The sequence below is a fragment of the Streptomyces sp. NPDC020681 genome, from assembly GCF_044334895.1.
Classification (GTDB): domain Bacteria; phylum Actinomycetota; class Actinomycetes; order Streptomycetales; family Streptomycetaceae; genus Streptomyces.
This window is the reverse complement of record NZ_JBIRTX010000004.1, coordinates 491,853-504,791: the sequence shown is the minus strand read 5'-3', so window position 1 is coordinate 504,791 and position 12,939 is coordinate 491,853. Positions and strand designations below refer to the sequence as shown.

Sequence of the window (12,939 nt, the reverse complement as noted above, 5' to 3'; positions counted from 1 at the left end):
GCCCCCCCGCCCCCCGCGCCCCCCCCCCCCCCCCCCCGGGGGGGCGCCCCCCCCCCCCCCCCCCCCCCCCCCCCCCCCCGCCCCCCCCCCGCCCCCCCCGCGGGGGGGGGGGGCCCCGGGCGGTTGGGGGCACCCCCAAGGCCGACCGGGAGGTTCGGCCGGTCAGGCCTTTCCACTGATCGTGCGGCGGCGACGGGCGAGGAACAGGGAGCCGCCGACGGCCGCAGTGACGACCAGTCCGGCGCCGACCGCCATCTCGGCGGAGGTCGGACCGACCGAACCGCCGAGACCGCCTTCCGCGCCCCGGCCGGGCAGCACCGTGAACTGCGCGGTCGCCACCATCGGGTTGTCGTTGCACCGGACTGCCAGGTGGTACTGGCCAGGCGATGCGTCGTTGTGGATCCGGGCGGTGGCGGTCGAGGTGCCTCCGCGGTTGGCGGGGAGATTGGTCTGCGGGAAGGCGTTGGACGTGATCGTGCCGCCGCGGTTGCAGCCCTGGACGGTGATGTGCAGGTTGCCGCCCGGCTGGACGGACTGCGGACTGACGGAGACATGGATCTGGCTCTGCTGGTCGCCGCCCGCTGCGGCCACCGGGGCAGAGAGCCCGACGGCCACGCAGGCGGCCGCGGCCACTGCGAAAGCGCGTGAAGCACGCATCGTTGAACCTCCTGAGGAAGACGCCCCAAAGCGGCGCTCCGGGAAATTCGACGAGTACGCCTTCCATGACGAACCCTCACCGGGCAGAACATTCCGCGCATTTCGGCGCTGGTCCACCCCGGTGAGGCGACACGCCGACGACGCGCCGAGAGATCTGACGGAGCCGCAGGTCACAGACCGTCAGAAGTTTTGTCTGACGATCTACTCGGATGGGCCATCCCCACGTGCGCCCGCCACCCGTTCGCCCTTCCCCCGTCGCCGGTCCCGCGGCGGTCACTTAGCGTGCCTAGCAGGCGCCGAGTACGAAGGAGAACCATGGGCCAGGACTACAGCGGCTCGGAGACGAGGAAGCGCTCGCCCTGGGGCGTGCTGGCCCTCGTCATGCTCACCGGGATCGCGCTGATGAAGAACGGCGTCGACGTCTCACTCGGCCCGCCGCAGCCGGCCGCGGCCGCGTCACTGAACCGCCCGAACGGCGAGACGTTCGCGCCGCTGGTGCCGCCGCGGTCGATGACGTACGCCCCGGCAGCACGCGTCAGGATCCCCGCCATCAAGGTCGACGCCCCGGTCATGAACGTCGGCGTCGACCAGGACGGCTGGATCGAGGCCCCGCCGCCGCAGGACCCCAACATCGCCGGCTGGTACCAGAACGGCATCGCCCCGGGCCAGCGCGGCACCGCGGTCATCGTCGGCCATGTCGACAACCTCTCCGGACCGGCCGTCTTCTACGGCCTCGGCTCCATCGAGAAGGGGCAGCACGTCGAGGTGGAGCGCTTCGACGGCAAGACGGCGGTCTTCGAGGTGTACGGCGTCGAAGTGTTCTCCAAGGACAACTTCCCCGGCGCGCGGGTGTACGGCGACACGGGCTATCCCGAGCTGCGCGTGATCACCTGCGGCGGCGGCTACTCGAAGGCGACCGGCTACGACGGCAACGTCGTCGTCTTCGCCCGGTTGCTCAAGTCCAACTGATTCAAGACCCGTTGACCACCGGGTCCCGGGACGGGACCCGGTGGCTCACCGAAGGCTCAGCGGCGCGGCACGGTGATGCGGTAGCCCTCGTCCAGCAGCCGCGGCAGATAGCTCCGCAGCGCCGCGACGCTCTGCGAGCGGTCGCCTCCGGCGTCGTGCGAGAGCACCACCACGCCCGGCTCCGCGCCGTCCAGCACCCGGCGGACGATCGACCTCGTCCCGGGCTCGGTCCAGTCGAACGTGTCCAGCGTCCAGGCCAGCGGCTCCATGCCGAGCTCCGCGCCGATCTCGAAGGAGCGCTTGTTCCAGGCCCCGAACGGCGCGCGGTACCAGAGCGGCGGCATGCCGAGCACCTTCTCGATCAGCTCGCTGGTACGGCCCAGTTCGGCGCGGATACGCGACGGCGGCAGCTTGGGGATCAGCGGATGCGTCCAGGAGTGGTTGCCGACCACGTGGCCGTCGTCGGCCATCTCGCGCAGCAGGTCACGGTTGCCGGTCGCCATCTCGCCACAGACGAAGAACATCGCGGGCACGTCGTACTCGCGCAGGGTGCTCAGGATGTCCGGCGTGTAGCGGGGATCCGGGCCGTCGTCGAAGGTCAGGACCATCGTCCGGCCGGGCTCGGACAGCCGCAGGAAGGGCTGTTGGCGGACCGGCGGCAGCGCCCTGCGGAATCGCGGCGGCGTATAGGCCGTCATCGGCTGCAGCCGGTATGCCGAAGCCTTCACGGGCGGGCCCGCTGCGACCGCGGGGCCGGCGGCCGGTCGGGCGGCGGAGGCACCTCCCGGGCCCTCGGCGGCCGCGCCGCCCGTCCCCGCCCGCTCGGTGAGAAGCGTCCCCGCCGTGATGGCCACGCCGCCGAGTCCGGCGAAGATCCGGAGCATCGAACGGCGACTGGAAAGCATCTGGTCCTTTTTCATGACCAACTGCTCGCACGGCGCGCGCGGTTCGCCCTTCATCAACACGGCTCAGGGGGCGAAAGTACCCGATGAGAGCAGTGAAACGGCGCAGGCGGGCGACTGGGTGGTGTCTTCAGGTGCGGCGGACGAGGGGGAAGGGCAGGGTTTCGCGAATGGTCAGTCCGGTGAGGAACATGACCAGCCGGTCGACCCCGATGCCGAGCCCGCCGGTCGGCGGCATCGCGTACTCCAGCGCGTCCAGGAAGTCCTCGTCCAGCTCCATCGCCTCCGGGTCGCCGCCGGCCGCGAGCAGCGACTGTGCGGTGAGCCTGCGCCGCTGCTCCACCGGGTCGGTCAACTCGGAGTAGGCGGTGCCCAGTTCCGTGCCGAAGGCGACCAGGTCCCAGCGTTCGGCCAGCCGCGGGTCGCGGCGGTGCTGGCGGGTCAGCGGGGAGACGTCGGTCGGGAAGTCCTTGTAGAAGGTGGGCAGCTTGGTGCGTTCCTCGACGAGCCGTTCGTACATCTCGAGCACCACGTCGCCGCGTGTGTCGTCCGGGATGTGCGGGACTCCGGCCCGGTCGCAGAGGCTTCTGAGGGCGGCCTCGTCGGTGTCGGCGTCGATCTCGTCGCCGAGCGCCTCGGACAGCGCTCCGTACACCGTCTTGACCGGCCAGGGGCCCGAGATGTCGTGCTCGACGAGCTTTCCGTCCGCGTCGGCCTTGTGGGCGACGGGCGAGCCGAAGGCGGCGGTGGCCGCGCCCTGGATCAGTTCGCGGGTCAGCTCGAGCATCACGTCGTAGTCGGCGAAGGCCTGATAGGCCTCCAGCATCGTGAACTCGGGGTTGTGCTTGTAGGAGACGCCTTCGTTGCGGAAGGTGCGGCCCAGCTCGAAGACCTTCTCCATGCCGCCGACGCACAGCCGCTTGAGGTAGAGCTCGGGCGCGATGCGCAGATAGAGGTCGAGGTCGTAGGCGTTGATGTGGGTGGTGAAGGGCCGGGCGTTCGCGCCGCCGTGGATCTGCTGCAGCATCGGCGTCTCGACCTCGAGATAGCCGCGTTCCAGCAGCCCCTGGCGCAGCGCCTGGACGGCGGTGGACCGGCGGCGTACGACATCACGGGCGTCCGGGCTGGCCACCAGGTCCAGATAGCGGCGCCGGACCTTGGCCTCGGGGTCGGCGAGGCCGCGCCGTTTGTCGGGCAGCGGCCGCAGGCACTTCCCGGTCAGCTGCCAGTCCGTCACAAAGACCGACAGCTCGCCCTTGTCGCTGGTGCCGATCTCGCCGGTGGCCGAGACATGGTCGCCGAAGTCGACGTCGGAGGTGAACCGCGTGAGCACGGACTCGGGGCAGGTGTCCCGGGTGAGCGCCAGCTGGAGGTCGCCCGACCAGTCGCGCAGTACGGCGAAGACGACGCCGCCGAGGTCGCGTACGACCATTACGCGCCCGGCGACCGTGGCCAGTTGTCCGGTACGGCCGCCCGGGGCGAGCGCCGGGTGCGCGGCGCGGATCTCGGCGAGTGTGTGGGTGCGCCCGGCGATGCCGACGGGGTACGGCTCGGTGCCGTCGGCGCGCAGCCGTTCCAGCTTGCGGTGGCGGATGCGCACCTGCTCGGGAAGCCGCTGCTCACCCAGCGCGGCCTGCGAGTCGGGTCCCACCAGTCCGAGCGAGTCGATCGACGGCAGCCCCTCGGTGGTGGCAGGTGCCGTCACGCCCTTGGCCCTGCCCCTGCCCCAGCGCTTGCGCAGGCTCGGTACGGAGACAAAGCCCTCGGCGATCCCGGACGCGAGGCCGACCCGGGCGAGCGAGCCGGCGTCGCCGAAGCAGAGGAAGCGCGGATACCACTCGGGCTGGTACTTCACATTCGACCGGTACAGCGCCTCCAGCTGCCACCACTTGGAGAAGAAGAGCAGCAGCCTGCGCCACATCCGCAGCACCGGTCCCGCGCCGATGCGGGCGCCTTCCTCGAAGGCGGAGCGGAACACGGCGAAGTTGAGCGAGATCCGGCGTACGCCGAGCTTGCCGACGTGCGCGCAGATCTCGGCGACCATGAACTCCATGATGCCGTTGGGCGCTGCGGGGTCACGGCGCATCAGATCGAGAGAGATGCCCTCCCGGCCCCACGGCACGAAGGAGAGCAGGGCGATCAGCCTGCCTTCGCTGTCGAAGGCCTCGACGAGCAGACAGTCGTCGTCGGCAGGGTCGCCGAGGCGGTCGAGCGCCATCGAGAAGCCGCGTTCGGTCTCGGTGTCGCGCCAGGCGTCCGCCTTTTCGACGATGCGGCGCATCTCTTCCTCGGAGAGTGCGGAGTGCCGGCGGATCCGGGTGGTTGCGCCGGTCCGCCTGACCCGGTTCACGGCCTGACGGGTGACCCGCATGTCGCGGCCGTCCAGATCGAAGCGGGCGACGTTCAGGATCGCCTCGTCGCCGAGCTGGATGGCGCCGAGCCCGCAGCGGGTGAACGCCTTCGCGCCCTCCTCGGACGCGCCCATCACGGCCGGTGCCCAGGCGTACCGCCGGGCGAGGTCCATCCAGGCTTCGATGGCCTGGGTCCAGGACGCCCGGTCGCCGACCGGATCGCCGCTGGCCAGCGCGACGCCTGCCTCGACGCGGTAGGTGACGGCGGCCCTGCCGTTGGGCGAGAAGACGACGGCCTTGTCGCGGCGGGTGGCGAAGTAGCCGAGCGAGTCCTGCGAGCCGTAGGCACCGAGCAGCGCGCGGATGCGGGCCTCCTCGTCGCCTTGCAGCGCGGCCTCCATGCGCTGCGAGCGGAAGAGCGTGGCGGCCGCGTTGAGCAGGGCGATCGCGCCGAACAGGCCGAGGAGGAAGAACAGCACGCGGGCCGGGTGGCCGTCGAACTGGTCGACGGAGACCAGGCCGCCGAGTACGCGGTTGGCCGACCAGAGCAGCCGCTGGTTCTGCGGCAGACCGCCGGGGAAGATCTCGACCAGCGCCCAGCCGACCAGGATGCCGACGGCGAGCCCGAGGACCAGCACGAGCAGCGCCCTGCGCAGGGCCCCGCGCCTGGTCCGCGCGTAGAACTCGCCGCGGGCCGCCACCAGCACCGCCACTGCGATCAGGCAGATCGCCAGGTTGGGGATCCAGCCCCATTGCCTGTCGAAGGCCAGCAGCAGGATGTCCGCGATCACCAGCAGCGAAAGGTAGCCGACGACCAGCCACCACGCGGTCTTCTTGCGAGCGCCGACGGCCGCGGCGAGGAGCAGCAGGAACACGGCATAGGCGAGGTTCGCGCTGACGGGCACGGCGACCCGGTCGAGGAACATCGTGACGGGCCGCAGCAGGTGCCGCAGAGGAGGGATGAGCGAGATGACGACGCAGTACACGCCGAGTACCCCGAAGAACATCGCGAAGGCTTCGGGCACCTTGCGCAGCACTGGGCTGCGGACGTGAGTGGACTCCTCCACGGTGACGGCACTCATGATCTGCACTGTAAGGAGACTGCCGACGGCTCGCCTGTCGGGAACGACTAGGGCCTGTCGTCTGGATCTTGCCGGGCTCGCGTGCCCTGGCACCGCGCCTCGCCGCGTTGTCGTCGGTCGGCATGGCTCCGCCATGCCTCCCTCCTCCGCCTTGCGATCCACGGCACCAGACCCCGCTCACTCATCCGGCCTGACCCAGACGACAGGCCCTAACCTCAGGTATGTGACAGAGCAGCAGCCTCACCAGTTCGAGCGCGGCACCGACGGGCCCAAGGTCATCGTCGTCGGCCTGGACGGCTCCGAGTCCTCGCTGCGCGCGGCCTCGTACGCGGGCGGCCTGGCTCGCCGGCAGCATGCCCTGCTCGCCATTGTGTACGTCCAGCCGGTGATGGCGGCGGGTGCGGCGATGGGGGCGCCGGTGGCGGAGACCACCGGGGAGATCGCCGAGGGCCTGGTGGAGGAGATAAGGACCGCCGCCGAGCGGGTCAAGGGGATCTGGGACGTCCGCTGGGAGTTCCACACCTTTCACGGCGACCCGTTCAGTGGTCTGGTCTCGGCGGCTGACCAGCTGAAGGCGGACGCGGTGGTGGTCGGTGCTTCGGAGTCGGCGGGCCACCGGTTCGTCGGTTCGGTGGCGGTGCGGCTGGTGAAGGCGGGCCGCTGGCCGGTGACCGTCGTTCCGTAGCCGCGCCGATCGGCCCGATGGGCCCGCGGGTGCTCAACGGCCCATGGTGAGACCGTCCTTGGCGGCTCCGCGGCCGAGGACCGCCGTCCTGATCGCCGACTGGGCCTCGTGGTACTCGTCCCGGTCCGTGCCACGGGTGAGCGCGTCCGGCAGATTGACGAGGCGCCCTCTGTCCGTGTCCATCCACTGCGGGATGAACTCCGCCTTCTTCACCGCCCAGCGTTCACCGGGCTTCACCGGCGGCGCGAAGGTGAAGCGGCCGATGGAGCCCTGGTTACCGCGCGGGTCCCGGACGCGTTCGTAGTTGGTCATCGGGCCGGCGATCTGGTCGCCCATGCCGTAGACGACCCAGGTCCCGTTGACCTTCTCGTACGCCTGTGGGACATGGGCGTGCGTGCCGATGATCAGGTCGATGTCGGGGCGGCCCGCGGTGGTGGACGCCGTGAGCTTCCTGGCGAGGCCCAGCTGGCGCTCGTCGGGTTCGGTCTGCCATTCCGTGCCCCAGTGCACGCTGACCACGACCACGTCCGCGCCGGCTTTCCGGGCGGCGCGGGCGTCGGCGACGATCTTCTTCTCGTCGATCAGGCTGACCGCCCAGGGCTGTCCCTCGGGAAGCGGGTAGTCGTTGGTTCCATAGGTGTAGGCGAGCTGAGCGACCTTTGCGCCGCCGGCCTTGAGCCAGGCGGGCGTGCGGGCCTCGGCGGGCGACCTGGCCGAGCCCGCGTGCCGGATGCCGGCCGTGTCGAGGGCGTCCAGGGTGCGCCGGATGCCGTCGGCTCCGTCGTCCAGGGTGTGGTTGGAGGCGGTGGAGCACGAGTCGTAACCGGTGGCGGCGAGCCCCTTGGCGATCTGCGGCGGGGACTTGAAGGCCGGGTAGCCGGTGTAGTCGCCCTTCTCGCCGTACACCGTCTCCATGTGGCAGATCGCCAGGTCGGCTTCGCGGACGACGGGTCTGACGCCGGCCAGCATGGGCCGGAAGTCGTAGCCGTCGCCGTCCGCGTCGGCTTTCGCCTGCCGGATGACGGAGTCGTGCGGCAGGACGTCGCCGCTCGCGACGAGCGTGAAGTCGCTCTCCTGGGTCGCACCGCCCGCCGCGGACGGCGGTGGGTGCTGGGAGCTCGGGGGCGGCGGTGCGGCCGCCGGCTCGTCCGTCGCGGCGCAGCCTGATGCCGCTCCGAGCAGTACGGCGCCGAGTGCTGCCGTTCCCTGTCGCGTGCGTTGTGTCATGCGGCCAGCCCCAAACCAGTGCAACTCGGAATAAATATGACAATCCGAATGCACAGTTCGCGCCGGGAAGAGTCAAGCGACGCAGCCGCGCCGGTCACTGAAACGGACCTGCCCACTCCGAATGACCGCCGGTAGACCGCCGAAAGACCGCCGCCCGGATCCGGCCGCCCGCTCATCGCACCACTCGCCGCTCCGAGCGACCGCTTGCCGACGACCGCGGTGAGCCATCTGTCCCCTCGCTGCCGGATGCGTTCGTATACGGCACGAAGCAGTGACCTCTGCGCGAAAGGTGTTGGCAATGGCGACGGCAACCGTGACCGCTCCGGCGACCACCGACGAACGGGCCATCGCGGACCTGCAACGGGAGCACGGCCCGGCGCTGCTCAGCTTTCTGCTCGGCCTGACCTACGGCGACCAGCAGCGCGCCGAGGACCTGCTGCAGGAGACGCTGGTACGGGCCTGGCTGCACCCGGAGGCGTTCGACGGTCCCTACGAGTCGATGCGGCCATGGCTCTTCACCGTCGGCCGCCGTCTGGCGATCGACGCCCGCCGCTCCCGGATGTCCCGCCCCACCGAGATAGGCGACGGCGTGCTGGCCACCACCCCGGACCCGGCGGACGTCACCGAGACGGCCGTCGCCGTGCTCGACGTCCGCGCGGCGGTCGAATCGCTGAGCCGGGAGCACCAGGCCGTGCTGGTGCGGATCTACTTCCAGGGCCTGAGCGTGAACGAGGCGGCGGAGTCGCTCGGCATACCGCCGGGCACGGTCAAGTCCCGCTCGTACTACGCACTGCGTGCACTGGCCCGCTGTCTGCCGGGTTACTCACGGCCGCGCGCGACGACGGCCGGCGGCAGCTGACTGCCGACCCGCCCCGTAACGCCCTGAGGCCACGTCACGCGCGTCCCGGATGTCCCGCCGGTGTCCCCCTCTACCAGCGGTCACGGCGAATGGGCGACAGTATGCGAAACCTCACGGTGAAGTTGAGTAAAGACGGGCCCGCAAACGTGTCTCTCGGTGGAGGCTCGTGTCCGAGTCGGCATACGAAGTCGTCCCGGAAGAAGGTGGGAAGGGTGCAGCCCGAGAGTTCCAAAGGCACCAGCGGAGGCGCGCTGGCCATCCCCATGGCGTGGCTCTGCGCCGAGTACATCGCCGACGAGATGCTGCGCACGGGCGCGCTCGTGGAGGGCGGCTCGCTCGAGTACCGGGCGGGACGCGAGACACTCGCGCTCACCATCTATCTCTGCGAGGGCTCGGACGAACTCGCCGGCGTCCGGGCGGTCTCCAAGATCGAGGAGTGGCTGAACCTCACCTCGTACGGCCATCCCTGGCACGAGTGGGCGGTGGAGCGGCTGGCCGCCCGCGAGGAGCGGGAGCGCACGCTCGATCGCCGCGATCCGGATCTGGCGCTGGCGTCGGACGCCTGGAGATGGCTCCAGCAGACCGAGCTGCTCGCGGCCGACCTCGGTGACAGCGAGCCGTGGCACGCGGCAAGCCCGGGGGTCCCGATGGACACGGCCGTGGACGAGTGCGCGCAGGTGTGGACCCCGGCCTGGCAGCTGGGGCTGCCGCTGAGCCATCTGGCCATCCATCTGTTCTGACCGACCGCACGGACGGGCGGACCGGGCGACGGGACGGTCAGCCCGCGCTGCGGCGGCCGGGCGAGGAGTGCACTCCCGCCCGGTACTTGGGGATCCGGATCGTGATCTTCATGCCCGCGCCGACGCCCGTCTCGATGACGAGCCCGTGGCCGTCGCCGTACACCTGGCGCAGCCGTTCGTCGACATTGGACAGGCCGATGCCCTGCGAGGCCGTCCGCTCCCCCGCGAGGATCTCCCGCAGCACCGCGGGGTCCATGCCCACGCCGTCGTCCTCGATGGTCACCATCGCCTCGGCCCCGGCGTCCTGAGCCGCGATGGTCACACGGAACTCGTTCCTGGAGTCCTCCAGGCCGTGTTTGACCGCGTTCTCGACGAGCGGCTGCAGACACAGGAAGGGCAGCGCCACCGGCAGCACCTCCGGTGCGACCTGAAGAGTCACCTTGAGGCGGTCACCGAAGCGGGCACCGGCCAGCGCCAGGTACTGCTCGATCGAGCGCAGTTCGTCGGCGAGATTGGTGAACTCGCCGTGCCTGCGGAAGGAGTAGCGCGTGAAGTCCGCGAACTCCAGCAGCAGTTCACGGGCCCGCTCCGGATCCGTTCGGACGAAGGACGCGATCGCGGCCAGTGAGTTGAAGATGAAGTGCGGCGATATCTGGGCCCGCAGCGCACGGATCTCCGCCTCGATCAGCCGGGTGCGGGACCGGTCGAGCTCGGCCAGTTCCAGCTGTACGGAGACCCAGCGGGCCACCTCCGTCGCGGCGCGTACCAGCACCGCCGACTCCCGCGAGCCGTAGGCGACGAGCGCGCCGAGCACTCCTTCCTCGCCGGTCAGCGGGGCGATCACGGCCCAGCGCAGCGGGCACTCCAGGTCCTCGCACTCGGTGTGCACGCTCTGGCTGCGGCCGGAGTCGAGCATGTCCGCGACGCGGACCATCACCCGCTGCTCATGATGGTCGGCACCCGGGCCGTCCCAGGCCAGCACCGACTCCCGGTCGGTCAGACAGAGCGCCTCCGTGCCGAGCAGCGAGCGCAGCCGCCGGGCGGCCTTGCGCGCCGTGTCCTCGGTGAGTCCGGCGCGCAGCGGAGGCGCGGCGAGCGAGGCGGTGTGCAGGGTGTGGAACGTGGCGCGTTCGACGGGTGTGCCGAGGTCGAGGTCGGGTCTGCCGTCGCGCCGTGCCGTCCACCGCCCGACCGCGAAGCCGAGGACGAGCAGGAGGACTCCCAACGCGGCCAGCGCCGCCGCTCCGGTACCCGTCATCGTTCCGCTCCTTCCGGCTGGTCCCTGCCGACCAGGTCTTCCGGCAGATGCAGCCGCGCCAGGATCGCGGCGGCGCCGACGGGTATGTGGCCCGGCGTGGCCAGCGACACCAGCACCATGGTCAGAAAGCCGAGCGGCACCGACCACACGGCGGGCCAGGCCATCAGCGTGTTGATCCAGCCCTCGGGCGCGAGCCCGGCGCGAGTGGCCATCACCGCGGTGAGAGCGGACCCGCCGCCGACGATCAACCCGGCCGCCGCGCCCGGCGGCGTGAGTCTGCGCCACCAGATGCCGAGCACCAGCAGCGGACAGAACGACGAGGCGGAGACGGCGAAGGCGAGACCGACCGCGTCGGCGACGGGCACATTGGTCGCCACGACGCTCACGGCAAGCGGCACCGCCGTGGCGAACAGCGTCGCCAGCCGGAAATGCCGTACACCGCGCGAGGGCAGCACATCCTGCGAGATGACTCCGGCGACGGACATGGTGAGCCCGGACGCGGTGGACAGGAACGCCGCGAACGCGCCGCCGGCCAGCAGCGCGCCCAGCAGATCACCGGCCAGCCCGCCGACGATCCGCTCGGGCAGCACCAGCACGGCGGCGTCCGCCTCGCCGGTGAGGGCGAGTTCGGGTGCGTAGATCCGGCCGAGGGCGCCATAGACCGGCGGCAGCAGATAGAACGCGCCGATCAGACCGAGGACGACCAGCGTCGTCCGGCGCGCGGCGCGTCCGTTGGGGCTGGTGTAGAAGCGGACGGCGACGTGCGGCAGGCCCATCGTGCCGAGGAACGTGGCGAGGATGAGTCCGTAGGTCGCATACAGGTGGTAGCCGTCGCGCCCGCCGGACATCGGCTGGGACCAGCTCGCCGGATCGGCCTCGGACGAGGCGCGCTCGGGCACTTCGGCGCCCGGCGGAAAGCCGAGGCTCGTCCCGGACTCGATGCGATGGTCGCCCTTGCCGAGCGTGACGGTCTGTTCCTCGTACGCCGTGCCGTCGACGTCACCGTCGACGGTGAGGGTCAGTGGCTTGTCGAGTTCGATCCGTACGGTGTCGTCGACGCGTACGACGGTGTGCTCGCGCAGCACCGCCGGTGCGTCGAAGCGGGCCCGCGGCGTGTCGTCCCCGACCCAGGCGGCGACGAGGAAGAGCGCGGGCACGAGCAGCGCGGTGAGCTTGAGCCAGTACTGGAAGGCCTGCACGAAGGTGATGCTGCGCATCCCTCCGGCGGCGACCGCGCCGGTGACGACGAAGGCGACGACCAGTCCGCCGACCCAGTCGGGCGCGCCGGTGAGGATCTCCAGGGTCAGGCCCGCGCCCTGCAGTTGGGGCAGCAGATAGAGCCAGCCGATGCCGACGACGAAGAGGCTGGCGAGTCTGCGTACGGCCGCGGACTCCAGCCTGGCCTCGGCGAAGTCGGAGAGCGTGTACGCGCCGGAGCGGCGCAGCGGGGCCGCGACCAGCACCAGGAGGACGAGGTAGCCGGCGGTGTAGCCGACCGGGTACCAGAGCATGTCCGGGCCCTGAAGGAGCACCAGTCCCGCTATGCCGAGGAAGGAGGCGGCGGAGAGGTATTCGCCGCTGATGGCGGCGGCGTTGAGGCCGGGCTTGACGGTGCGGGAGGCGACATAGAAGTCGGAGGTGGTGCGGGATATGCGCAGGCCGAGCGCGCCGAGAAGCACGGTGACGAGCACCACGACGGTGACCGCGGTCACCGCGTAGGTCTGGTTCACCGCAGCTCACCCGGCAGCACTGCTCAGCGGCCTTCGACGAGTCTGGTGAAGTCCCGCTCGTTGCGCTCGGCCCGGCGTACGTACCAGCGGGCCGTCAGCCACATCACGGGATAGACGCCGACGCCGAGCGCCGCCCAGACGAAGGGCTCCGGCGAGGAGAGTGTGCCGTCGAAGGCGGCGGGCAGCGCGAAGAGCAGCGGCAGCAGGCCGACGAGGAGGGTGAGCGCCCCGAGCGCGAGAAGCGCGGCCCGCAGCTGGCTGCGCATCAACGAGCGCACATAGGTCGCGCCGAGCGTCGTCTGCTCGCTGATCTCGGAGCGGGCCGGCGCATGGCCCGGCGCGCGTCTGGCGCCACGCGGCACTCCGGTGACCACCTCGCGGCGGGGGTTCTGCTCTGCAGACATCGTCGTCCGCTCCAGCGTCGTATCGGCGAACTCGGGAGGTGGTGGAGTCTACGCAGCGGCGATTACGGACGGTAG

At 71.0% G+C, this 12,939-nt stretch carries 11 protein-coding genes; 4 read left to right on the top strand and 7 right to left on the bottom strand.

Annotated features, from left to right (window positions below):
• Positions 1–162 precede the first annotated feature (162 nt).
• Positions 163–657 (bottom strand): hypothetical protein, encoded by a 495-nt coding sequence (locus ACH4YL_RS12465; protein WP_398507230.1) that lies wholly within the window; start codon positions 655–657, stop codon positions 163–165.
• 315 nt (positions 658–972) lie between these two features.
• Here ACH4YL_RS12465 and ACH4YL_RS12460 point away from each other — a divergent pair, with 315 nt between their 5' ends.
• Entirely contained in the window at positions 973–1,626 is a 654-nt protein-coding gene (locus ACH4YL_RS12460) for a class F sortase (RefSeq protein ID WP_398507229.1), read from the top strand.
• A gap of 56 nt (positions 1,627–1,682) precedes the next feature.
• On the opposite strand, the gene ACH4YL_RS12455 is transcribed toward ACH4YL_RS12460, so the two are convergent.
• Both ACH4YL_RS12455 and lysX read right to left on the bottom strand, forming a co-directional pair.
• The gene (locus ACH4YL_RS12455) at positions 1,683–2,546 is read right to left on the bottom strand and encodes a polysaccharide deacetylase family protein (protein WP_398507228.1); all 864 of its coding nucleotides are present in this window, start codon (positions 2,544–2,546) and stop codon (positions 1,683–1,685) included.
• A gap of 112 nt (positions 2,547–2,658) precedes the next feature.
• Positions 2,659–5,961, bottom strand: a complete 3,303-nt coding sequence (gene lysX, locus ACH4YL_RS12450; protein ID WP_398507227.1) for a bifunctional lysylphosphatidylglycerol synthetase/lysine--tRNA ligase LysX — start codon at positions 5,959–5,961, stop codon at positions 2,659–2,661.
• Positions 5,962–6,184: 223 nt separating this feature from the next.
• Between lysX and ACH4YL_RS12445 the strand changes: the two genes are divergently transcribed.
• Positions 6,185–6,646 (top strand): universal stress protein, encoded by a 462-nt coding sequence (locus ACH4YL_RS12445; protein WP_398507226.1) that lies wholly within the window; start codon positions 6,185–6,187, stop codon positions 6,644–6,646.
• Between the two features lie 33 nt (positions 6,647–6,679).
• Here the strand turns inward: ACH4YL_RS12445 and ACH4YL_RS12440 are convergent, their stop codons facing one another.
• Entirely contained in the window at positions 6,680–7,873 is a 1,194-nt protein-coding gene (locus tag ACH4YL_RS12440; protein WP_398507225.1) for a CapA family protein, read from the bottom strand.
• A 298-nt stretch (positions 7,874–8,171) separates the two neighbouring features.
• Here ACH4YL_RS12440 and ACH4YL_RS12435 point away from each other — a divergent pair, with 298 nt between their 5' ends.
• Together ACH4YL_RS12435 and ACH4YL_RS12430 are read left to right on the top strand one after the other, a co-directional pair.
• Positions 8,172–8,732, top strand: a complete 561-nt coding sequence (locus ACH4YL_RS12435; protein WP_398507224.1) for a sigma-70 family RNA polymerase sigma factor — start codon at positions 8,172–8,174, stop codon at positions 8,730–8,732.
• Between the two features lie 212 nt (positions 8,733–8,944).
• Positions 8,945–9,472 carry a hypothetical protein gene (locus tag ACH4YL_RS12430; protein ID WP_398507223.1) on the top strand — a complete coding sequence of 176 codons (528 nt, stop codon included), beginning with the start codon at positions 8,945–8,947 and terminating at the stop codon, positions 9,470–9,472.
• A gap of 37 nt (positions 9,473–9,509) precedes the next feature.
• Here ACH4YL_RS12430 and ACH4YL_RS12425 read toward each other — a convergent pair whose 3' ends face one another.
• From ACH4YL_RS12425 to ACH4YL_RS12415, 3 genes are read right to left on the bottom strand one after another with little or no spacing between them, the layout of a single operon-like run.
• Positions 9,510–10,730, bottom strand: coding sequence for a sensor histidine kinase (locus tag ACH4YL_RS12425; protein WP_398507222.1), 1,221 nt, complete (start codon positions 10,728–10,730; stop codon positions 9,510–9,512).
• Positions 10,727–12,460 (bottom strand): cation acetate symporter, encoded by a 1,734-nt coding sequence (locus ACH4YL_RS12420; protein ID WP_398507221.1) that lies wholly within the window; start codon positions 12,458–12,460, stop codon positions 10,727–10,729. Before ACH4YL_RS12420 ends, ACH4YL_RS12425 begins: the two co-directional genes overlap by 4 nt.
• 23 nt (positions 12,461–12,483) lie before the next feature.
• Positions 12,484–12,864 (bottom strand): hypothetical protein, encoded by a 381-nt coding sequence (locus ACH4YL_RS12415; protein ID WP_398507220.1) that lies wholly within the window; start codon positions 12,862–12,864, stop codon positions 12,484–12,486.
• Between the last annotated feature and the right edge of the window lie 75 nt (positions 12,865–12,939).

Coding starts and splice junctions, on each gene's coding strand:
- ACH4YL_RS12465 (WP_398507230.1), bottom strand. CDS start 657: ATGCGTGCTTCACGCGCTTTCGCAGTGGCCGCGGCCGCCTGCGTGGCC.
- ACH4YL_RS12460 (WP_398507229.1), top strand. CDS start 973: ATGGGCCAGGACTACAGCGGCTCGGAGACGAGGAAGCGCTCGCCCTGG.
- ACH4YL_RS12455 (WP_398507228.1), bottom strand. CDS start 2,546: ATGAAAAAGGACCAGATGCTTTCCAGTCGCCGTTCGATGCTCCGGATC.
- lysX (WP_398507227.1), bottom strand. CDS start 5,961: ATGAGTGCCGTCACCGTGGAGGAGTCCACTCACGTCCGCAGCCCAGTG.
- ACH4YL_RS12440 (WP_398507225.1), bottom strand. CDS start 7,873: ATGACACAACGCACGCGACAGGGAACGGCAGCACTCGGCGCCGTACTG.
- ACH4YL_RS12435 (WP_398507224.1), top strand. CDS start 8,172: ATGGCGACGGCAACCGTGACCGCTCCGGCGACCACCGACGAACGGGCC.
- ACH4YL_RS12425 (WP_398507222.1), bottom strand. CDS start 10,730: ATGACGGGTACCGGAGCGGCGGCGCTGGCCGCGTTGGGAGTCCTCCTG.
- ACH4YL_RS12415 (WP_398507220.1), bottom strand. CDS start 12,864: ATGTCTGCAGAGCAGAACCCCCGCCGCGAGGTGGTCACCGGAGTGCCG.